Source organism: Janibacter sp. HTCC2649, assembly GCF_000152705.1.
Taxonomy (GTDB): Bacteria; Actinomycetota; Actinomycetes; order Actinomycetales; family Dermatophilaceae; genus Knoellia.
This window is the reverse complement of sequence record NZ_CH672413.1, coordinates 3588220-3608473: the sequence shown is the minus strand read 5'-3', so window position 1 is coordinate 3608473 and position 20254 is coordinate 3588220. Positions and strand designations below refer to the sequence as shown.

21 protein-coding genes are annotated in these 20254 nt (G+C 69.6%); 11 read left to right on the top strand and 10 right to left on the bottom strand.

All coding sequences use genetic code 11. The features are described from left to right. The first annotated feature begins 20 nt into the window (after positions 1-20). Genes ligD through JNB_RS17275 form a run of 7 tightly spaced genes read left to right on the top strand, consistent with a single transcriptional unit; the run spans position 21 to position 6029 of the window. On the top strand, positions 21-1016 hold the full coding sequence (ligD, locus tag JNB_RS17305; protein ID WP_009777819.1) for a non-homologous end-joining DNA ligase: 996 nt from the start codon (positions 21-23) through the stop codon (positions 1014-1016). Then, on the top strand, positions 1013-1888 hold the full coding sequence (locus tag JNB_RS17300; protein WP_009777818.1) for a uracil-DNA glycosylase: 876 nt from the start codon (positions 1013-1015) through the stop codon (positions 1886-1888). Before ligD ends, JNB_RS17300 begins: the two co-directional genes overlap by 4 nt. A gap of 54 nt (positions 1889-1942) precedes the next feature. After that, a complete protein-coding gene (locus tag JNB_RS17295; protein WP_009777817.1) occupies positions 1943-2335 on the top strand; it encodes a molybdopterin-binding protein in 393 nt (130 codons plus the stop codon). After that, positions 2332-3153 carry a molybdate ABC transporter substrate-binding protein gene (modA, locus tag JNB_RS17290; RefSeq protein ID WP_009777816.1) on the top strand — a complete coding sequence of 274 codons (822 nt, stop codon included), beginning with the start codon at positions 2332-2334 and terminating at the stop codon, positions 3151-3153. Before JNB_RS17295 ends, modA begins: the two co-directional genes overlap by 4 nt. Continuing rightward, positions 3150-3944 carry an ABC transporter permease gene (locus tag JNB_RS17285; protein ID WP_009777815.1) on the top strand — a complete coding sequence of 265 codons (795 nt, stop codon included), beginning with the start codon at positions 3150-3152 and terminating at the stop codon, positions 3942-3944. The genes modA and JNB_RS17285 overlap by 4 nt, the downstream gene beginning before the upstream one ends. Further along, entirely contained in the window at positions 3941-5005 is a 1065-nt protein-coding gene (locus tag JNB_RS17280; RefSeq protein ID WP_009777814.1) for a sulfate/molybdate ABC transporter ATP-binding protein, read from the top strand. The genes JNB_RS17285 and JNB_RS17280 overlap by 4 nt, the downstream gene beginning before the upstream one ends. 22 nt (positions 5006-5027) lie before the next feature. Beyond that, positions 5028-6029: a quinone oxidoreductase gene (locus tag JNB_RS17275; RefSeq protein WP_009777813.1), complete on the top strand. Its 1002-nt coding sequence runs from the start codon at positions 5028-5030 to the stop codon at positions 6027-6029. 6 nt (positions 6030-6035) lie between these two features. Here the strand turns inward: JNB_RS17275 and JNB_RS17270 are convergent, their stop codons facing one another. Genes JNB_RS17270 through JNB_RS17260 form a run of 3 tightly spaced genes read right to left on the bottom strand, consistent with a single transcriptional unit; the run spans position 6036 to position 8361 of the window. Next, positions 6036-6389 (bottom strand): hypothetical protein, encoded by a 354-nt coding sequence (locus JNB_RS17270; protein ID WP_009777812.1) that lies wholly within the window; start codon positions 6387-6389, stop codon positions 6036-6038. Between the two features lie 5 nt (positions 6390-6394). Next, positions 6395-7111 (bottom strand): response regulator transcription factor, encoded by a 717-nt coding sequence (locus JNB_RS17265; RefSeq protein ID WP_009777811.1) that lies wholly within the window; start codon positions 7109-7111, stop codon positions 6395-6397. Further along, positions 7108-8361, bottom strand: a complete 1254-nt coding sequence (locus JNB_RS17260; RefSeq protein WP_158306150.1) for an ATP-binding protein — start codon at positions 8359-8361, stop codon at positions 7108-7110. The genes JNB_RS17265 and JNB_RS17260 overlap by 4 nt, the downstream gene beginning before the upstream one ends. 126 nt (positions 8362-8487) lie before the next feature. On the opposite strand from JNB_RS17260, the gene JNB_RS17255 reads away from it, so the two are divergent. Both JNB_RS17255 and JNB_RS17250 read left to right on the top strand, forming a co-directional pair. Beyond that, positions 8488-9915 (top strand): PspC domain-containing protein, encoded by a 1428-nt coding sequence (locus JNB_RS17255; protein WP_009777809.1) that lies wholly within the window; start codon positions 8488-8490, stop codon positions 9913-9915. 3 nt (positions 9916-9918) lie between these two features. Continuing rightward, a complete protein-coding gene (locus tag JNB_RS17250) occupies positions 9919-10377 on the top strand; it encodes a hypothetical protein (RefSeq protein WP_009777808.1) in 459 nt (152 codons plus the stop codon). Positions 10378-10384: 7 nt separating this feature from the next. Here the strand turns inward: JNB_RS17250 and JNB_RS17245 are convergent, their stop codons facing one another. Next, the gene (locus JNB_RS17245) at positions 10385-11065 is read right to left on the bottom strand and encodes an NUDIX hydrolase (RefSeq protein WP_009777807.1); all 681 of its coding nucleotides are present in this window, start codon (positions 11063-11065) and stop codon (positions 10385-10387) included. Continuing rightward, entirely contained in the window at positions 11062-12222 is a 1161-nt protein-coding gene (locus JNB_RS17240; protein WP_009777806.1) for a glycosyltransferase family 4 protein, read from the bottom strand. The genes JNB_RS17245 and JNB_RS17240 overlap by 4 nt, the downstream gene beginning before the upstream one ends. 8 nt (positions 12223-12230) lie before the next feature. Here JNB_RS17240 and JNB_RS17235 point away from each other — a divergent pair, with 8 nt between their 5' ends. Together JNB_RS17235 and JNB_RS17230 are read left to right on the top strand one after the other, a co-directional pair. Further along, complete coding sequence (locus JNB_RS17235) at positions 12231-13103, top strand: PIG-L deacetylase family protein (protein ID WP_009777805.1); 873 nt, start codon at positions 12231-12233, stop codon at positions 13101-13103. Then, on the top strand, positions 13100-14164 hold the full coding sequence (locus JNB_RS17230; protein ID WP_009777804.1) for a lysylphosphatidylglycerol synthase transmembrane domain-containing protein: 1065 nt from the start codon (positions 13100-13102) through the stop codon (positions 14162-14164). The genes JNB_RS17235 and JNB_RS17230 overlap by 4 nt, the downstream gene beginning before the upstream one ends. Here JNB_RS17230 and JNB_RS17225 read toward each other — a convergent pair. The 5 genes from JNB_RS17225 to JNB_RS17205 form a co-directional block, all read right to left on the bottom strand. After that, a complete protein-coding gene (locus JNB_RS17225; RefSeq protein ID WP_009777803.1) occupies positions 14161-16611 on the bottom strand; it encodes an asparagine synthetase B in 2451 nt (816 codons plus the stop codon). The two genes, JNB_RS17230 and JNB_RS17225, sit on opposite strands and share 4 nt — an antisense overlap. Before the next feature lie 64 nt (positions 16612-16675). Then, complete coding sequence (gene guaA, locus JNB_RS17220) at positions 16676-18265, bottom strand: glutamine-hydrolyzing GMP synthase (RefSeq protein ID WP_009777802.1); 1590 nt, start codon at positions 18263-18265, stop codon at positions 16676-16678. Between the two features lie 68 nt (positions 18266-18333). Continuing rightward, complete coding sequence (locus JNB_RS17215; protein WP_009777801.1) at positions 18334-18978, bottom strand: snapalysin family zinc-dependent metalloprotease; 645 nt, start codon at positions 18976-18978, stop codon at positions 18334-18336. A gap of 117 nt (positions 18979-19095) precedes the next feature. Then, positions 19096-19440 (bottom strand): DUF3817 domain-containing protein, encoded by a 345-nt coding sequence (locus JNB_RS17210; RefSeq protein WP_009777800.1) that lies wholly within the window; start codon positions 19438-19440, stop codon positions 19096-19098. Next, positions 19421-20230 (bottom strand): SURF1 family protein, encoded by an 810-nt coding sequence (locus tag JNB_RS17205; RefSeq protein ID WP_009777799.1) that lies wholly within the window; start codon positions 20228-20230, stop codon positions 19421-19423. The genes JNB_RS17210 and JNB_RS17205 overlap by 20 nt, the downstream gene beginning before the upstream one ends. Positions 20231-20254 lie beyond the last annotated feature (24 nt).

The following is a 20254-nucleotide window of genomic DNA, read 5'->3' as shown; positions in this document are numbered from 1 at the left end:
GACGGCATACGGTGTCGTGCATGGCCTCTCGCAAGGGTGAATTCGGCGAACCCGTCTACCTCGATGTCGCCGGCCACGAGGTGAAACTCTCGAGCCCCGAGCGTGTCTACTTCTCTGCCCGAGGTGAGACCAAGCTCGACCTGGCCAACTACTACCTCTCGGTCGGCGACGGCATCCTCAACGCCCTGCGCGAACGCCCGACGATGCTGCACCGCTTCCCCGACGGCGTCGACGGCAACAAGGTCCACCAGAAGCGCGTCCCTCGCGGCGCACCCCCATGGCTCGAGACCGTCCGGCTGCACTTCCCGCGATACGGGCTGCACGCCGACGAGCTCTGCCCCACCGACCTGGCCCACATCATCTGGGCCGTCCAGATGAGTACCGTCGAGTTCCACCCGTGGAACAGCCGCCGCGCCGACACCGAACAGCCCGACGAGTGGCGCATCGACCTCGACCCCATGCCCGACGCCCCCTTCGACCGGGTCCGCCGGGTGGCTCACGTCGCTCACGAGGTTCTCGACGAGCTCGGCGCCACCGGCTTCCCCAAGACGAGCGGCGGCCACGGCCTCCATGTCTACGTCCGCATCGCCCCCGACCACGGCTTCCAGGACGTGCGCCGCGCCGCCCTCGCCTTCGCCCGTGAGGTCGAACGCCGCGCCCCCGACGACGTCACGACGACGTGGTGGCGCAAGGACCGAGACCCCGAAGCGGTGTTCGTCGACTACAACCAGAACGCCCGCGACCACACGATCGCGAGTGCCTACTCAGTGCGCGGCAACACGATCGGCACCGTCTCGACCCCGATCGAGTGGGACGAGGTCGACGACGTCGAACCCCAGGACTTCACCATCGCCACCGTTCCGGAGCGCTACGCCAGGCTCGGCGACCTCCACGCGGACATCGACAAGCACGTCTTCGACATCACCCCCCTGCTCGAGTGGGCCGACCGCGACGAACGCGAAGGTGCAGACACCCCGCCCGAGCCCGAACCCGAGGACGACGAAGCCAAGCCATGACGGCCGAACGCAACATCAGCGGCACCGATGGAGTGACGCGCGTCGGCCCCGACAGGCACCCCATCACCGGCGAGCCCTTCCTCTCCCCCGTGCCGCCCGGAGCCGGCTGGCCCGGCGACCCGGCCACCACCGACACCCCCGTGGCCCACAACGTCGACGACGTCCACGCACTCGCCGCCAGCGCCCTCACCCTCACCGAGGTCGACGCCCGCGTCACCGTCTGCCGCGCCTGCCCACGCCTGGTCGACTGGCGTGAAACCGTTGCGAGACATGACCGTCGGGCATCCTTCGCCGACCAGCCCTACTGGGGACGGCCCGGTCCGTCGTTCGGTGACCCCGACGCCACCGCCCTCATCGTCGGCCTCGCGCCAGCAGCCAACGGCACCAACCGCACGGGTCGCATGTTCACCGGCGACGCCTCCGGCGACTTCCTGTATGCCGCCCTCCACCGAACCGGGTACGCGAACCAGCCGACCTCGGTCGGCGCCGGAGACGGCCTCGAGCTGACCGGCATACGCATCGTTGCTGCCGTGCGATGCGCCCCTCCCGGGAACGTACCCACCCCGACCGAACGCGCCACCTGCGCCACGTGGCTCGGCCGCGACCTCGAGCTCCTCGGCGACCGGCTGCGCGTCATCATGACGCTCGGCGAGATCGGCTGGAAGGGCGTCCTCGCGGCCACCACCACCCTCGGCTGGACCGTCCCCGCGCCCCGCCCGAAGTTCGGCCATGCCACCGAAGCCATCCTCCGCACCCCCAGCGGGCACCCCGTCCGCCTCATCGGTTGCTATCACGTCAGCCCGCACAACACCTACACGGGACGCCTCACTCCGGACATGCTCGACGCAGTCCTCGCCACACTGCGCCCCTGACCAACGTGGGCGATTGACATCCAACTCCGCAGATGCGGGACTAGAGTGTTCTGCATGCCGCACATGCGCCTGTCCGAAGCCGCGATGTTCCTCGGCGTCAGTGACGACACCGTCCGACGTTGGGTCGACAGTGGCGCCCTCGACGCCCACACCGACGACGCCGGCCGCAAGGTCGTCGACGGTCACGCCGTGGCCCTCCTCGCCCGCGAGCAGGCCCGCGCCGTCGCCGACCCGTCGAGCGTCGGCCGCTCCGCCCGCAACCGCTTCGTCGGCCTCGTCACCGACATCACCATGGACAAGGTGATGGCTCAGGTCGAGCTGCAGTGCGGCCCCTTCCGTGTCGTCTCGCTCATGTCGAGCGAAGCCGTCCGCGAGCTCGAACTCGAGCTCGGTTCCGTAGCCGTCGCCGTCGTGAAGTCGACGACCGTCATCGTGGAGACCCCGTGAACATCGCCAAGCACACCCGCGCGTATGCCGTCCGCTCGTCCATCGCTGTCGCCAGCCTTCTGCTCGTGGCTGGGTGTGGATCGAACGACACCCCTGACAGCACGGATACGCCTGCGGCGCAGTCGAGTTCGTCCGCAGCAACTCCTCGCACGCTCACCGTCTTCGCGGCAGCCTCCCTGCAGAAGTCGTTCGAGGAGATCGGCAAGACCTTCGAGAAGGCTCACCCGGGCGTGACCGTGAAGTTCAGCTTCGGCGGCTCCTCCGGCCTGGTCTCGCAGCTCTCCGACGGCGCGCCCGCTGACGTCCTCGCCACGGCCAACGAGTCCACGATGAAGAAGGCGGTCACGGACGGTCTCGTCACCGGCGAGCCCACCCCGTTCGTGAGCAACACGCTCCAGATCGTGGTGCCCAAGGACAACCCCGCCGGCATCACGTCCCTCGCCGACCTGACCAAGCCCGGCGCCAAGGTCGTCCTGTGCGCTCCCGCCGTGCCCTGCGGTGCGGCCGCCATCTCCGTCGAGAAGGCGGCCGGAATCGACATCAAGCCGGTGAGCGAGGAGCAGGCCGTCACCGACGTGCTCGGCAAGGTGCGTTCGGGTGAGGCCGACGCCGGCCTCGTCTACGTCACCGATGTGAAGGGCGCAGGCGCAGAGGTCACCGGCCTCGACTTCGCCGAGGCCAAGTCGGCCATCAACATCTATCCGATCGCCTCGCTCAAGGGAGCCACCGACGCCACCCTGGCCGGTGAGTTCGTCACCGCCATCACCGGCGCCGAGGGCCAGAAGGTGTTGCAGGCAGCAGGATTCGCCGCCCCGTGACCAGACTGACCATTCCGCGATGGCTGCTGGTCCCAGCAACCATCGGGGCTCTCCTCGTCGCGGTGCCCATCGTTGCGATGGCGCTCACCGTCGACTGGGCGAACTTCTGGCCGCTCATCAGCTCCGAGGCGTCCACGGCGGCGCTCTGGCTCAGCCTGCGCACCGCCACCGCGAGCACCGTCCTGTGCCTGCTCTTCGGTATCCCCCTCGCCGTCGTCCTCGCCCGCACCACCGGGACCGCCTCGACCCTGCTCCGCTCCCTCGTCCTGCTCCCTCTCGTCCTCCCACCCGTCGTCGGAGGCATCGCGCTGCTCCAGGCCTTCGGCAGGCGCGGAGTGCTCGGCCACACCCTCGACGTCCTCGGCATCGACATCGCCTTCTCGACAACCGCCGTCGTCATCGCCCAGACCTTCGTGGCGATGCCCTTCCTCGTGCTCAGCCTCGAAGGCGCCCTGCGCGCGGCTGGCACCCGCTACGAAGACATCGCCGCCACCCTCGGCGCCGCACCCACCACCGTGTTCCGACGAGTCACCCTCCCGCTTGCCCTCCCCGGACTCCTCTCCGGCACGATCCTCGCCTTCGCGCGCTGCCTGGGCGAGTTCGGCGCCACGATCACCTTCGCCGGGTCCCTGCAGGGCACGACGCGCACGCTCCCCCTCGAGATCTACCTCCAGCGCGAGGGCGACCCCCGAGCCGCTGTCGCCCTCTCGCTCGTCCTCGTCGCCGTCGCCGTACTCGTCATCGGGCTGACCCGTGCTCGACGCGACTCCCTCGCGGCTGGTACGCCATGACCCGGACTCCTGAGGGCCCCACCTTCGAGATCGACCTGACCGTCGCCCACCGCGACGTCGACGTCCGCGTACGCGTCGAGCAGGGCGAGACCCTGGCCCTGCTCGGCCCCAACGGCGCTGGCAAGTCGACGATCCTGGCCGCCGCTGCAGGACTCCTGCGCCCCGACACCGGCACCGTCCGGCTCGGCAACCGCGTCCTCTCCGACCGCGCCACCAACACGTGGGTCCCGCCCCACGCCCGCGGCATCGCCCTCCTCGCGCAGGAGGCCCGCCTCTTTCCCCACCTCAGCGCCCTCGACAACGTCGCCTTCGGACCTCGAGCGACCGGCACCGCGCGTCGAACCGCGGCCGAGCGGGCGGCGACGTGGCTCGAGAAGGTGGGCATGGCGGCATACGCCGATCGTCGCCCCCACGAGCTGTCCGGCGGACAGGGGCAGAAGGTCGCCATCGCCCGCGCCCTCGCCACCGAACCCGCTGTCCTCCTCATCGACGAACCTCTCTCCGCGCTCGACGTCGAGGTGGCGCCCGACGTCCGTGACCTCCTGCGCCGCGTCACCCATGACCGCACGACCATCCTCGTGACCCACGACGTCCTCGACGCCGCGCTCCTGGCCGACCGCGTCGCCGTCATCCACGGCGGACGAGTCGTCGAAGAGGGCGAGACCGCTCGGGTGCTCAGTCGTCCGACGAGCGACTTCGGCGCACGGTTCGCCGGTCTGAACCTCCTGCGCGGCCTCTCGGCCGATGGAGCCCTGCGTATGCCGGACGGTCGCCTTCTGCACGGCATCGCGGACCAGCCGCTCGGCGAGGGCGAGCCCGTCGCCGCCGTCGTCGCACCCTCGGCGGTGAGCGTCCACCTCGAGGCGCCCCACGGCAGCCCCCGCAACAGCCTCGACGCCACGGTCGTCGACCTCGAGCCACACGGGCACCTCGTGAGGGTTCGCACCGACGTGCTCAGCGCGGACATCACCCCGGCCGCCGTGGCCGACCTGAGGCTCACACGAGGCGACCGGATCGTGCTCGCGGTCAAGGCCACAGAGGTCCACCTGCACCGCGCATGAAGCACCTCGCTAGCCTGAGTTGATGACTTCAGGTTCAGCGCTGCCCGAGTCCGCCCCCGCCCTCGTCGTGACTGCTCACGGTGGAGGCGACGTCCTCGAGGTCCGAGAGCAGGCCCTCCCGGTGCCCGGCTCCGAGCAGGTCCTCGTGCGGGTTGCCGCCGCTGGCGTGAACTTCATCGACACCTATCAGCGCGAAGGCGTCTATCCGATCCCGACTCCGTTCGTGTGCGGGGCCGAGGGTGCGGGCGAGGTCGTCGCGGTCGGACCCGACGTCAACTGCTTCGTCATCGGCGACCGGGTTGCGTGGGGCCAGGGCCTCGGCTCGGCCCAGGCCTACGCCGCCGTCGACACCAAGAACCTCGTCCACGTCCCGCAGGGCGTCGACCTCGAGACCGCTGCCGCGGCGATGCTCCAGGGCCTCACCGCGCACTACCTCTCGACGAGCACGTATGCCGTGCAGCAGGGCACCGTCGCCCTCGTCCACGCCGCGGCCGGTGGCGTCGGTCAGCTGCTCACCCAGATGGTCAAGAAGCGCGGGGGGCGCGTCATCGCCACCGCCGGCTCCGCCGAGAAGCTCGAGACCGCCCGCGAGCGCGGCGCCGACGAGCTCGTCAACTACGCCGAGGTCGACGACCTTGCCGCGACCGTCCGCGAGCTCACCGACGGGGTGGGCGTCCATGTCGTCTATGACGGCGTCGGCCTCGACACGTTCGAGGCGTCGCTGAACTCGCTCCGACCGCGCGGCCTCATGGTGCTCTATGGCGCCGCGAGCGGTCAGGTCCCGCCGTTCGACCTGCAGCGACTCAACAAGCTGGGTTCGCTCTTCGTCACCCGACCGACCCTCGGCTCCTACGTCGCCACGCCAGAGGAGCTGCGGGCCCGTGCCACCGAGCTCTTCGAGTGGATCGAGTCAGGAGACGTGCAGGTCAGCGTCGGTGGGCGCTACCCGCTGGCTGAAGCGCGCACGGCATACGCCGATCTGGAGGGTCGTCGCACCCAGGGCAAGCTCCTGCTCATCCCCTGACGGGGTTCAGCTCGCCGAGGTCCAGAGGACGGCGATCAGGGTGTTGAGGACCGCGAGGGCTCCGGCGGCGTGGACGAGCTGCGGGTTGCCCTGACCCTTGCGCTCACGAGCGGCGGCGATCTCGGCACAGGCCGCAACACCGATCGCGATGAGGAGCTTGACGCCGATCTTCGTGTGGTTGAGCGGCTCGTCACCCGCCTCGTTGAGACCGACGAGGATCAGCCCGGTGATGATCTGGGCCCGTGCACCCCACACCAGCGCCGGTGTCGGAACGCCCCGCGCGACGAACACCGCGCTGCCGACGATCGCGGCGAGGCCCAGCAGGTGCAGGACGACGAAGACGTTGATCAGGAAATCCATGGCAGTCACACTAGGCGACGGCCCATCGCCCAGGCGGTGAGCTCGTGCCGTGACGACAGCTGGAGCTTGCGCAGCACCGAGGACACGTGTGTCTCAACGGTCTTGACCGAGATGAAGAGCTCCTTGGCCACTTCCTTGTACTGGTAGCCACGCGCGATGAGGCGCATGACCTCACGCTCGCGCGCCGACAGCCGGTCGAGCTCCTCGTCGACCTCGGCAATCTCCCCAGCGGCCGCACCAAAGGCGTCCAACACAAAGCCCGCCAGCCGCGGAGAGAACACCGCGTCGCCGTCGGCCACCCGCCGCACTGCCGTCCCGAGGTCGCGCGCCGTGATCGTCTTGGTGACGTAGCCGCGAGCGCCCGCCCGGATGACGGCGATGACGTCCTCCGCCGCGTCAGAGACCGACAGGGCGAGGAAGCGCACCGGCGCCCCCGCCTCGGTGTCGACGCCGAAGCAGCCATTGATGACGTCGGCGCCCCCCTTGCCCGTGCCGCCGGGCAGGTGGACGTCGAGGAGCACGACGTCGGGGCGCGTCTCACGGATGACCTTGACCGCCGCCTCGACATCCGGCGCCTCGCCCACGATCTCGATGGCAGGACCCGCCTCCTCGGCGAGCTCGCTGCGCACCCCCGTGCGGAACATCCGGTGGTCGTCGACGAGCACCACCCGGACGGGGCCGGTGCGCGGGGCGGCAGGCTTCTTGTTGGGCTCGGTGCTCATGACTGTTCTCCTTCGAGAGGCGGCAGCGTGAGCTCCACCTCGGTTCCGTCCTCACGGCGGCGGATCCTGGCGGTGCCTCCGTGTCGTTCCATCCTGCCGAGGATCGAGGCGCGCACGCCCAACCGGTCCTCGGGGATGTCGTCCATGTCGAATCCTTCGCCGCGGTCGCGGACGAACGCGTCGACCCCTCCGGGGCCTATTTCGGCGTATGCCGTCACCGGCGCCTTCCCGTGCCGCGTCGCGTTGAGCATCGCCTCGCGCATCGCCCGAACCAGGGCGGTGCCGTGCTCCTCCAGCGGACGGTCACCGGTGACGACGAGGTCGATGACGACGCCGCCCCGGTCCTCGACATCGTGGGCGGCGGCCGTGACGGCAGAGGCGAGGGTCTCATCGGAACCGGAGGGACCGGCATACAGCCACGAGCGGAGCTCGCGTTCCTGGGCGCGGGCGAGCTGGGTGACCGAGGCCGGGTCGTGCGAGCGGCGCTGGATGAGCGCGAGGGTCTGCAGGACCGAGTCGTGGAGGTGGGCGGCGATGTCGGCACGCTCATTGGCGCGGGCCGCGACCTCCTGCTCCTCGCGGTAGTCGCGCCACAGGCGCACCACCCACGGGGCAGCGATGAGGGTGGCGCCGACGAGGACGGCCACGGTTGCGAGGAGCGCGTCGCCGATCGCCGCAAACGAGTTGCCGCGGATCGTGAGGACAAGGATGCCGATGACCGCGACGGTGATCCCGAGGCCGAGGCGCAGGAAGAGCATGCCGCGGTCCTGCTGCTGGGTGCCGAGCCACTTGGTGCGCTCGGCGTCGTCGAGGTGCGACCACGCGACGGCAACGCCCGCGGCGATGAGCAGCAGCGGCAGGAGCACGCCAGCGCGCACGTCGACCCCGGCCCATTGGAGGCCGACGACGGTGCCGATGAGGACGAGCATCCCGCCGGCGGCGACGAACATGCCCCACCGGGACTCGCTCAGACCGGACACAGCACGCAGGGCACCGGGTTCGCGCTGACCGCCGCCGATGTCACTGGAGGGCGTCACGACCCAGAGGAAGAGGTAGACCGGAAGACCGGGACCGGTGAACGCCAGCACGATGAAGGCCAGGTGCACCCAGCGCAGTCGCACACCGAGGTGCTCGGCAATGCCGACGCACACTCCCCCGAGCCAGCGGCCCCCAATGGGTCGGGTCAGGGCCGGTCGTCCCTCGTGCGGGTCGACTGCCTGATCCCTGGTGCGCTCGTACGGTGTGGCCACGCCCCCATCCTGTCGCACGAATGCCAGGAAGTCGGCGGGTGCAGGGGTCTCACAGGGGTCACCTCAGGGGGTCGTCAGGGTCGACCCTCATGGCAGCGAAGGCTCGCGTCGGTCAATGTTGATGACATGACGCAGACACCCAACGCGGCGGAGACCGCCCAGTCCCAGGGAACCAAGTTCTGGGACGACATCCTCTCGATCGGCATCCGCCGCGATCGCTCCCGCCAGTGGTTCGGTGGTGTGTGCTCCGGCATCGCCCGCCGGGTCGACGTCGACCCGGTCCTCATTCGGGCCGCGATGATCGGCCTCACCCTGCTCGGCGGCTTCGGCGTCGTCGTCTATCTCCTCGCCTGGCTGTTCCTGCCCGACGAGACCGGTCGGATCATGGCCCGCGACGCGATCAACCGCGACGGCACCACGGACGCCGGCGGCGCGATCGCGCTGTCAGTTGTCGCGGTCCTCGTCATCGCGGCAATGGTCTTCGGGGACAACGGCTTCCTCCTCGGGTGGGGCATCGTCCCTCTCGCCGTGATCGGCTGGTTCGTCTGGCGTCACCAGCAGCGCAAGGACGGCGTCGCGGCCTCCCCGTGGACGTCCACCTCGCAGGGTGGTCCCGTCGGAACGGACGTGTATGCCGCTGGCTCGGCTCCCACGTCCTACGCACCGACGGCGCCCACTCACCCCACGGGCGCGAGCTCCTCTGGGTCCGGTTCCGATGCGTGGCAGCCGCCCCCCGCTCCCCCCGTGCCGCCGCGCGCCCACCTGCCGCTCGCTCCCCCTCCCCCGCCGCGGCCACGCCGTCGCGGAGCAGGCTTCGCCGGATTCGCTCTCGTGCTGGGTGCAGCGATCGTCGGTTACGGCGCCGGGCTCATGCTCGACGGACCGATGGACTTCTCGGGCTCTCGCGAGCTCTTCGGGGGCGTCATCGCCCTCGGCGCCGCCTCCCTGACGACCATGGTCATCGGGCTTCTGGGCCGACGCAGCCTCATGTCGGTCGTGCTCGTCATGATCCTCGGCCTCGGCACGGCCGTCGCCGCAGTCGGCGAGGACACCTGGGGCAACGGCCAGGGCACCCGCACCTGGATCCCGTCGCTCTCGACGACGACGACCCGCTTCGAGCTCGGCGCCGGTGAGACCACGGTCGACCTCCGCCCCCTCGTCAACCAGCTCGCCAACCCCACTGGGCTTCCGCCCGTGGCGACCCCCGTGCCGACACCATCGCCCAACGCCAGTCCGTCACCCAGTGTCGCTCCGTCACCCAGCGCTTCGGCGCCCGGAGCAGCTGCCACGATCCCGCAGCAGATCGAGATCAAGCAGGGCGTCGGTGAGATGACGATCATCGTGCCGGCCGGGGCCAACGCCCAGATCCGGGCCCGTTCGTCCTTCGGTGACGTCGTGGTCCGGGGCGACCTCCCAGCTGGGGTCTCCACCCGGGACCAGGGCAACGACGACGGACCCAGCGAGACGCTGACCGTCAACGTCGGTACGAGCTCCCCCACCATCATCATTCGCGCCGACATCACCGCCGGCCAGATCACCATCCAGGAGGGCTGACCCATGAGCCAGCACGACGACACCAAGCCCGACGAGACTCGGACCATCCCCCAGGGCAGTGACGAGACCACCACTCTCGAAACCCTCCTCGACGAGTCGCAGCCAGAGAGGTCGACTGCCCAGACGTCGAGTGCCCAGACGTCGAATGCTCAGACGTCGAATGCTCAGACGTCGACCGCGGACACCTCGACCCCCGCGCCGGCCCACGCGTCCCCGTACACAGCGTCGTACGGGACCCAGACCCTCCAGACCGCCGTGCCGGAGTACAAGTCCAGCCCGGCTCCGACGACGTCGGTCTTCGGACTCCTCGGCCTGCTCACCGCGATCGCGGTGCTCATCAGCAAGTCCACCGATCTCGACATCCCCTGGGGTGTCGTCGGGCCCGTCGCCGTCGTCGGCGCCGGCGTCCTGCTCGTCGTCCTCGGGCTGGCGGGTCTGCGTGGTCAGCGGTTCAGGGGCTGACTCCTGGTCACAAGGGCACGCCGGCAACGGCGAGCGCTTCTGGGACCGAGCTCGCGAGCGGCAGGCTCGTGAGCTCGGTCTCGGGCATCCAGCGGGCGTCCGAGGTCGAGCCGCCCACGTCGAGCACCACCGGGACCGTCGGCTCGGGGCAGTGAGCGGTGTGGAACAGGCGGACCGCATGGAAGTCCTCCACCCGCCCGTTCGGCGCCCGTCCCACCCAGTGCCGGGTCATGACCGTGAGCAGCGCGACGCCCACGACGTGTTGTCCGGTTTCCTCGTGGACCTCACGAACGACAGCGTCCGTGGGGTCCTCGCCGAGGTCGAGACCGCCGCCGGGCAGGTTCCACAGGCCGGCCGCGTTGGTCCTGTCCGACAGCTCGGTCATGAGGATTCCCCGGGAGCTGCGCACGACGGCATACGCCGCAATGCGTTGGTACGGAACCACATTCGCCAGGTCACTGTCCGCGAGACCGTCGTCGTGCGCCACCCCGGAGTCGCCTTGGGTGAGTGTCGGTGCGCACGGCTCCACGGCATACGTGATCGTCAGGTCGTCGGATGAGCCCCGCTCCGCGGACACTGCCCGACCAGTCCAGCCGCGTCGGGCGAGCTCGGTCGAAGGGTCGCACCCATGCTCCAGAGGGAAGCGCTCCACCTCTCGATTCCCCTGCAGCGCAACGATGTCGATCATCGCGCGGCCCGTTCGTACTCAGCAAGCGTCGCTCCGATGATGCTGTCCCAGGACTGCGCGGGTGGCGTGGCGAGGTTGTGCGCTCGCAGCTGCGCGAGCCCGGTGGGGTCGCTCGCGAGCTGCGCGAGTCCCGTGGCGAGGTCGTCATCGGAACCGCGGAGTATGCCGTTGCGCCCGTCCGTGACGAAGTCCTCCACTCCGGTGCCGCGAAGGGCTGCGACGGCCAGGCCGGCGGTGCGGGCCTCGAGGGGCGCGATGCCGAAGGCTTCGAGGCGGGCCGTCGTGAGATAGATGTCGCTGCGCCAGTGCAGGTCGCGCAGCTGTTCGCGGGTCACGCGCCCGGGCAGGTGGATCCAGTCGATGCCATGGCGCTGGAGCTGCGCCGCGATGAGTCGCCGCTGAGGACCGTCTCCGACGAGGTGCGCCTCGAGCCGGACATGGGGGGTGGTGCGATCGAGCTGTTCGCGCGCGGAGCGGAGGACGTCGATGAGGGCACCCGGGCGCTTGCGCCGGACGAAACGCATGGCGCTGACGACGCGGACGACACCGTCCGTGGGACGGGCCGCGTCATCGGGGGTGGGACGCCAGCGGTCGACGTCGATGCCGTTGCCGAGGACCTGCACGTCGGCGCCTCCCGCAATGCCGGACACGCGCTCGGCCGCCATCGACGACACACCGGACAGGGCAGCTCCGGCTTCGCCCCACCGACGGGCATGACCGAGGGCGCGAAAGATCGGACCGCTCCGGTCGATGACGCAGTGCCAGGTCGCGGCCGTCGGCAGGCCCGCATCGACGGCCACGCCGATCATGTCGGTGGCGAACGGGCTGACGACGCCCATGTGCCCGTGGGCGACGTCGAAGCCGCCGGACGTGAGGAGTTCGCGGACCTCGTCCTTGACGAACGGGTTGATCGGCGGTGCACCGGGGATCCGCAGAGGGAGTCGGTGCACGAGCACCGAGGTGCCGTCTCGCTCGTCGATCTCCACGTCGTGGGTGGTGTCGCGCGTGTCGCCCGGCGTGGCCGTGACGACCTCGACCTCGTGCCCGGCCGCGCTGAGCCGGTGCGCGAGATCGTGCACCTGGACCTCGATACCGCCGAGGCGAGGCAGATAGCAGTCCGACAACAGGGCGACCTTCACGAGCGTCAACCTTGCCATGCGTCAGGATGGGCACGATGACCCGCACGCTCGTGGCCTTCCACGCTCACCCCGATGACGAGGCACTCCTCACCTCCGGCACGATGGCCAAGGCCGCTGCCGAAGGTCACCGAGTCGTGCTCGTCATCGCCACCGACGGCGCCCTCGGCCTGGCCGCGAGCGAGTTCAAGGGCGGGACGGACTTCACCCACGGCACGGCGCTCGCCGACGTCCGGCTCGAGGAAGCACGCGCCTCGGCCGATGCCCTCGGTGTGGCCCGAGTCGAATGGCTGGGCTACGCCGACTCCGGGCACGACGGCCCCATCCCGGCAGACCCGCCCGGGCAGGTGCGCTTCTGCCGCGCGCCCCTCGAGGAGGCCGCTGAGCGTCTTGCCGCCATCCTGCGCACCGAGCGCGCCGACGTCCTCCTCACCTATGACGCGGCCGGCGGCTACGGGCACCGAGACCACGTGCGCGTCCACGAGGTCGGAGCTCGCGCCGCCGAGATCGCCCGCGCCTCGTCGAACAGCCAGACTCCGCGCGTCCTCGAGGCGACGGTCCCTCGGGACACCATCGCTCGCGCCGTGCGCCTCGTCGGCAAGGTCTACCACTACCCCGACGAGTTCGACCCCACGGTCTTCGAGCGCAGCTACACCGCCCGCGCCGACATCACCCACCGGATCAACGTCCGTCGTCAGATCGGAGCCAAGCGGGCCTCCATGCGCGCCCATGCCTCCCAGGCGTCGAGCGACGGCGGGGATCGCACCCTCGCCGCCTTCTTGCGCATCCCCCGTCCCGTCTACGACCTGGTCTTCGGGCGCGAATGGTTCCGCGACCCGGACGCGAAGACTTCAGAGGGCCGAGCCGGCATACACCGCGATATTTTTGAGGGGCTGCCGTGAGCACGCGCACCAAGCAGGTCATCAGAGTCGTCCTCGGGCTGGGGCTCGCCGTGGCCCTCCTCGGCTGGGGCTTCCCGCGGTTTGCCCACACGACCTGGGGCAAGGTCTGGGAACAGGTCCAGATGGTGTCCGCGTGGCAGTCGGTCGGCTTCCTCGGGCTCGTACTCGTGGGCCTGGGCTGCTACACGTTCACCTTCACCGGGTCCCTGCCGGGGCTGAGCCATTGGCGCGCCTTCATCGTCAACATCTGCGGCTCGTCGGTGAGCAACCTCTTGCCCGGAGGCGGCGCGGTCGGACTGGCGGCGACCTACACGATCCTGCGGTCCTGGGGCTTCAAGAACCGTGACGTCTCGACCTCGGCCATCGTCACGGGCGTGTGGAACACCCTTGCCCGCATTGCCCTGCCCATCATCGCGATCATCATGCTGTGGGTCGGCAACGACGGACTCCCCAAGGCACTCACGAGCGCGGCGATCGTCGCCACGCTCACCGGGCTCGGGATCTTCGTGGCGTTCGTGGCCATCCTCGCCAGCGAGAGGGCCGCCCAGACCATCGGGCGGGGCCTCGACAAGCTCCTCGCACCGCTCTTCCGTCGGCGCAAACGGACGATGAGCATCGACGCCCTCGTCCACGACATGCGTCTGCGGATCAACGAGGTCGTCCGCACCGGCTGGTTGCAGATGACCGCGGGCATGGTCGGCTTCTTCGGGTTCTACTACCTGCTCTTCGTGCTGATCATGCACTCGGTGGACGTCTACCTGCCGCTGGGGATCCTCTTCGCAGCGTTCGCGATCGGGCGCCTCCTCACTTCGGTCGGCATCACACCGGGCGGGATGGGGGTCACCGAGTCAGCGACGGCCGTGGCCCTGGTCGGGTGGGGCGCCGACACCGCGTCGGCCGGTGCCGGAGTGGTGCTCTTCTCGATCTTCACGCACCTCATGGAGGTGCCGCTCGGCGCGCTCGGCTGGCTCGTCTGGTCGATGAGCCCCCGCGTCAAGGGCGCCACTGGCGAGGACGACGCGGACCCCATCGACGACGAAGCCGCCGTCACCGCACGTTAGCCCTGGATGAAGACGAGGGCCATGGGGGTCTGCTCGCTGCCCTGACCCAACGGGTTGTCGGCGAACATCTCCTCGAAGCGCGACGTGTCGTCGGCCACGTCACTGCCAAGGACGTTGCGACCGATGTCGTTGGCGTCCATGACAATCGTCCCGGCGAACGAGTTCTTGTAGGCCGCGGGCACCCGGGCCCGGATCCCTGCGGAGAGCCGTGCGGCCACCTTGTCCGGGTCCTTGGGCGCGAGCTTGGCGGAGACGTTGGACGGGTAGGCGGAGTACTCGGTCGGCCCGTCGATGGCGGCGATCTGGTTGCCGACGAGCTCGTAGAAGAGCCCCTTGCGGCCGATGGCCTTGCCCACGGCACCGCCGGCAGCGGCATACAGGACACGCGGCAGGCCGGCCTCCTCGATGGCGAGCTGCATCGTGAACGGTGACCCCAGGCCGATGCCGGCCGGGGTGCGGGTCACGTACTTGGACAGGATCCGGGCGGGCTTGCCGACCTTGATGTCCCAGATGAAGTACGAGCGGCCCTGGGTGATGGCGATGATCTTCTCGGAGATGAACAGGTACCACTGCCCCTGGGTCGCGGCGTCGTGCTCAGGGCCCCCCGCAGGCAGCGCCGTGAAGAACTCGTCGATGCGCGGCAGGACCTTGGCGTCAAGGTCATCGCCCTTGTCGAAGAGCTCCGTGCGCAGCGGGTAGCGGCGCACGGTCTCGCCACGTGCCGTCGTGATGTCGAGGCTCTTGCCGGCATTGGGCTGGACATCGTCCTTGGGAGCGGCCTGAACCTTCGCCTTGTCGACCTGCGGGGCCTCGTCGAAGTACTCCTGGAGCCAGATCTCAAGGTTGAGGATGCGCCAGAACGTCATCGTGTCGACAGCCTTGCTGCCCTTGATCCAGCCCTCGAAGGCGTGGAGCACCTCGGTCTGCTTGAAGTAGCTCCGGTTGGCGAACGGCTCACTGAGGAAGATCGAGTAGAAGTGGTTCTTGAGCCGCATGAACCACTCGGACTGTGCCACGGCGGGGTCGATGTCACCGCGGCGCTGGCTCACCGACTCGGGCAGGGCACCTCGCATCGCGTCACGCAGGATGCGAGTGTTCGAGCCACCCTTGGCGATCGCGTCCTCGCTGAGACCGAGGACGAATCCGAGCAGATCCTTGTCGAGGAACGGCTGGCGCGTCTCCACCCCGAAGTGGCGCGCATTCCTGTCCTGACGTCGAAGGATGCCCGGCACGCTGTTGCGGAAGAGGTCCTCGAGCAGGCGCTTCTTGACGCTGCCCTGCTCCACCGAGAACGTCTCGTCGGCGAAGCGCCCCACGAACTTCGCGTTGAGGAGGGAGGTGACCGGCACGTCCTTGCGTCCCCTGAGTCGGGCCGTCACGAGGGACTGACCGCGACGCAGGAGGCTGTCCGACGGCCCGCTGAACTCGGCGGCCGCAGTCGGGGCGCCCACACCATCGAACACGACGTCCACGTTCTCGCCGGCCTCACGCATCACTCGGAACTGCACGTAGCCATCGCTGGTGCTGAGCGGCTCCTCCTGGCATCGGACGAAGTCACGAAGGTCCGCCTTGAACTCGTCAGCCGTCGGCCGGACGCTGATCGGCGTGGGGTTCGCGCCGACCTGGCCCACGACAACCGCAACGGCCGAGCTGGCGAGGTCGGTGCCTGCGGAGTTTTCTGGGACTGCGGAGTTCTCGGGGACTGCCACACCCACGGACCCCTGGGCCGGCAGCCGCAGTCGTACGGCCTCGTCGAGGCGCTCCTTGTAGGCGGTCGCGGTCGCGTCGTCGTACGGGCTCTGCCCCTGCGCCAGCTCGGTGAGCTCTTCGCGCACGCGCGTGAACATGCTTCGGCGTATGCCGTCCGCATCGACTTCCAGCATCTCTCCGGCCTGCAGCCGCTCGATGCCGTCGAAGAAGGTCTCGGTGCCGTCGTCCTGCGCGCCGAACGCGAGGTAGCGGTAGATCGAGCGCTCATTCGGCGCCTTCTCGTGCACGCCGCTGGTGAGGATCGGGCGGATCTCGCTCGAGAACAGCAGGGCCTCGGAGGCGGAGCCGGAGGCATCGGCGGGCACCCGGCATACGTGGACCGGTTTGATACCGAAGTGGTCGCGCGCGAGGGTGAGCCGCTGCTCGTCGCGGTCCCAGATGGCGAGGCCGAACTGGCCGCCCAGGCGGTCGAAACCCGCCCCGCCCCACTGCGCGAACGCGTGGAGGACGACCTCGGCGTCGGCGTCGGTCGCGAACGTGCGGCCCAGGCCGACGAGCTCCGTGCGCAGGGCGGCGTGGTTGTGGATCGCACCGTCGAAGGCGATCGTCCAGCGACCGTCGGCGCTCGTCAGCGCAGGCTGCGCCAGCCCCACAGGACCGTCGACGAACCCGCCCTCACCGTCAGGGACGAGCGCTTCGTTGGCGCTCAGGCCGTAGTAGCCGGCAATGCCAGACATGTATGGGGATCCTCAGTTCTGCTCAGGGGTACCGGTCAAGATTGCCACGACTCGATGTGGAGGGTCACTCCCACTCGATGGTGCCCGGCGGCTTGCTCGTGACGTCGAGCACCACGCGGTTGACCTCGGACACCTCGTTGGTGATGCGGGTCGAGATCTTGGCCAGGACGTCGTAGGGCACGCGCGTCCAGTCGGCCGTCATGGCGTCCTCGGACGACACGGGGCGCAGCACGATCGGATGGCCATAGGTGCGCCCGTCGCCCTGGACACCGACCGAGCGGACGTCGGCGAGGAGCACGACGGGGCACTGCCAGATGTCGCGGTCGAGGCCGGCTGCGGAGAGCTCGTCGCGGGCGATCTGGTCGGCGGCGCGCAGGATCTCGAGGCGCTCACCGGTGACCTCACCGACGATGCGGATGCCGAGCCCGGGGCCAGGGAACGGCTGGCGCCACACGATCGCCTCGGGCACGCCGAGCTCGAGACCGACCTGACGGACCTCGTCCTTGAAGAGCAGGCGGAGCGGCTCGACGAGCTTGAACTGGAGGTCGTCGGGGAGCCCGCCGACGTTGTGGTGCGACTTGATATTGGCCGTTCCGGTGCCGCCACCGGACTCGACGACGTCCGGGTAGAGCGTGCCCTGCACGAGGAACTCGACCGGGTGGCCGTCGCTCTCTGCTGAGCCGACGACGTCGCGAGCGGCCTGCTCGAAGACGCGGATGAACTCGCGGCCGATGATCTTGCGCTTCTCCTCGGGGTCGCTCACGCCCGCGAGCGCCGACAGGAACTGGTCCTTGGCGTCGACGGTGACGAGGTCGACGCCGGTGGCGGCCACGAACTCTTGTCGGACCTGCTCGGCCTCACCGGAACGCAGCAGACCGTGGTCGACGAAGACGCAGGTGAGCTGGTCGCCGACGGCGCGCTGGACGAGCGCGGCCGCGACGGACGAGTCGACGCCACCGGAGAGGGCACAGAGCACACGCTTGTCCCCCACGGTTTCCTTGACCTGCTCGACGAGCGACTCGACGACGTTGTGCGCCGTCCACTCGCCCGAGAGGCCGGCCCCGCGCAGGAGGAAGTTCTCGAGAACGCGCTGGCCGAAGGTCGAGTGCAGGACCTCGGGGTGCCACTGCACGCCGTAGAGGCGACGTTCGTCGTCCTCGAACGCCGCGACGGGCGCGCCGGAGGTCGTCGCCGTGACCCGCATGCCGTCGGGCGCAGCGGTGGCCGAGTCGCCGTGGCTCATCCACACCGACTGCTCCGCCGGCTGCCCGTTGAACAGGGTCGAGGTCGAGTCGGAGATCTGGGCGGGGGTCGAGCCGTACTCGCTCAGACCCGTCTTCTCGACGGTGCCGCCGAGGGCCTTCACCATGGCCTGGAAGCCGTAGCACATGCCGAAGACGGGGATCCCGGCCTCGAGCAGGGCCGGGTCGAGCGTGGGCGCGCCCTCGGCGTAGACCGAGCTCGGTCCACCGGACAGGATGATCGCGGCCGGCTCCTTCGCGAGCAGCTCGGAGGCGGGCATCGTCGAGGGGACGACCTCACTGAAGACATTGGCCTCCCGCACCCGCCGCGCGATGAGCTGCGCGTACTGGGCGCCGAAGTCGACGACGATGACGGGGCGCTCGGACAGGGTGGGGTTTTCGCTCACGGGCACAGGCTACCGGCGGCCCACAGCGCGCCTTTCACGCCGTGGGCCGCCGGTGATCAGGGCCTGAGGGTTTCTCAGTTCCAGAGGGTGTTGACCTCGCTGGCCTCGACCGAGTCCGGGTAGGGGTTCGTGCACGAGGTGCCGGGTCCACCACCGGACATGAGCTTGCTGCACGGCTGCGTGTAGCGGTCGGGCAGACCGAGCGCGTGGCCGGTCTCGTGCGCGACGATGCGCAGCGGGGCGTACTGGTTGGCCTGCGCGTGGTCGATGAAGATGAGGCCGTCGCCGCGTCCACGCCCCTGGTAGTACGAGCCCTGGTCGGTGCCCTCGTAGTACTTCAGGGTGGCGCTGCCATCACGCTCGACGAGCTTGACGCTGGTCACCCGCGCGTTCCAGATAGCGGCGCTCTGGTCGATGAGCGAGTCGTAGGTCGGCGCGTTCGAGTCGTCGTAGTAGATGACCGCGGCGGCCTGCGTTCCGGGCTTCTTGGCACCGGAGGCCGCGTTCTTCTCGGCCCGGGCGATCGCCTGGTCGAGGGCTGCCTGAAGTCGCGCGTTCTGCGCCTTGTCCAGCGAGCCCGGCAGGTAGCTCGACGTCGAGGCGGCAGACGGTGCTGAGCCAACGGGCGCTGCCGAACTCACGGCGGGTGCGCTGCTGAAGGCGACAGCGCCGGTGAGTGCGACAGCCGCGGTGGCGACGGTGCGACGGAGGGTGGCCATGGTGGTCCTCGTTCCTTTGTGGGGGACAACAGACGTGCCGCGTGGGCACCCGTCCTGTCTATCCACCACAGCCCCAACCCCGGGTCAGCCCCGGGTCAGGGTCACCCCAGCATCAGGTCAGGGCTGGGTAAGGCGACCCTCGACGTCGGCCGCGACCTTGCGCTCCACCCAGAACGACAGGAACGGCACGCAGCCGGCCAGCATCACCGCGACCATCTTGGGCAGCGTCCACCCGACCTTGAAGCCGAGGTTGGCGGTCGCGACCAGGTAGAGCATGTAGATGAAGCCGTGCGGCTGCGGCCACCAGCGGAGCGGGTTCTGGTCGCCCGTCATCGACGTGGCGTACTCGAGGATCATCTCGACGACGAGCACGAGCAGCCCGATGCCGACGATGAACGCCATCACCTTGAAGAAGGTCAGCGCCTTGCGGGCCGCCGTCTCGTCACGAAGGGTGGGGGTCACGCTGCTCTTGCGATTTTTCGCCTGGTTCGACTGGGTCACGTCCGCCATTGTCCCCTGCCTCCATGGCTGCCTCGTCCTCGGTGTCAGCTCGGACGGTCCGCCACCACAGGTAGAGCGCGAACAGCGCAAAAACCCACCACTGCAGTGCGTATGCCGCATTGCGCCACTTGAAGCCCGTGTCACCTGTCGGAGTGGGCACCCTCTTGAGAGCTCCCAGCGTGGTCGCCGTCGGTGCCGGAACCTCTGTCTGTTGGAAGACGAAGCCGTTGTAGAGCTCGCCGGGCCAACGGCCCACGAGAACGGACGTGTCGATCGAGCCGAGCTGGCCCTCGGGAGGTGGCGGGCCGGCATACGGGGACTCTGGCGGAGCCAACCCACCCGTGACGGTGACGGTTCCGGTCGGGACGGGCGGCGCGTCGGCGGCAGAGGCGACGAAGCCGCGCAGGATCGGCAGAGTCGCACCCGTGGCCGCGACCTTGAACGGTGCGACGACCCAGAAGCCGGTGCGCCCGTCGAGGCGGCGTCCCGCGACGACGACCTGGTCGGTGCCGAACTCGCCCGTGGCCGACACGGGGTGGGTGCTCAGGCGGTTGGGGAAGTCCTCGTGCGGTCGCAGCAGCGTCTCGACGAGCACCGGTGTCTCACCGCGCGCCTTCTCGAGGGACTCGCGCAGGGCCTCGTCCTCGGCGACGCCGAGCTGCCACCGGCCGAGCTGGACGAACGCGATGACGATGAGCAGCGCGACCGCGAGCAGCCCCAGGTGGCGGGGCTTGAGCGCGGATCGGAGCACCCGACGAGCGTAATCGGCTGTCCT

Coding starts and splice junctions, on each gene's coding strand:
- ligD (WP_009777819.1), top strand. CDS start 21: ATGGCCTCTCGCAAGGGTGAATTCGGCGAACCCGTCTACCTCGATGTC.
- JNB_RS17300 (WP_009777818.1), top strand. CDS start 1,013: ATGACGGCCGAACGCAACATCAGCGGCACCGATGGAGTGACGCGCGTC.
- JNB_RS17295 (WP_009777817.1), top strand. CDS start 1,943: ATGCCGCACATGCGCCTGTCCGAAGCCGCGATGTTCCTCGGCGTCAGT.
- JNB_RS17280 (WP_009777814.1), top strand. CDS start 3,941: ATGACCCGGACTCCTGAGGGCCCCACCTTCGAGATCGACCTGACCGTC.
- JNB_RS17275 (WP_009777813.1), top strand. CDS start 5,028: ATGACTTCAGGTTCAGCGCTGCCCGAGTCCGCCCCCGCCCTCGTCGTG.
- JNB_RS17270 (WP_009777812.1), bottom strand. CDS start 6,389: ATGGATTTCCTGATCAACGTCTTCGTCGTCCTGCACCTGCTGGGCCTC.
- JNB_RS17265 (WP_009777811.1), bottom strand. CDS start 7,111: ATGAGCACCGAGCCCAACAAGAAGCCTGCCGCCCCGCGCACCGGCCCC.
- JNB_RS17255 (WP_009777809.1), top strand. CDS start 8,488: ATGACGCAGACACCCAACGCGGCGGAGACCGCCCAGTCCCAGGGAACC.
- JNB_RS17250 (WP_009777808.1), top strand. CDS start 9,919: ATGAGCCAGCACGACGACACCAAGCCCGACGAGACTCGGACCATCCCC.
- JNB_RS17245 (WP_009777807.1), bottom strand. CDS start 11,065: ATGATCGACATCGTTGCGCTGCAGGGGAATCGAGAGGTGGAGCGCTTC.
- JNB_RS17240 (WP_009777806.1), bottom strand. CDS start 12,222: ATGGCAAGGTTGACGCTCGTGAAGGTCGCCCTGTTGTCGGACTGCTAT.
- JNB_RS17235 (WP_009777805.1), top strand. CDS start 12,231: ATGGGCACGATGACCCGCACGCTCGTGGCCTTCCACGCTCACCCCGAT.
- JNB_RS17225 (WP_009777803.1), bottom strand. CDS start 16,611: ATGTCTGGCATTGCCGGCTACTACGGCCTGAGCGCCAACGAAGCGCTC.
- JNB_RS17215 (WP_009777801.1), bottom strand. CDS start 18,978: ATGGCCACCCTCCGTCGCACCGTCGCCACCGCGGCTGTCGCACTCACC.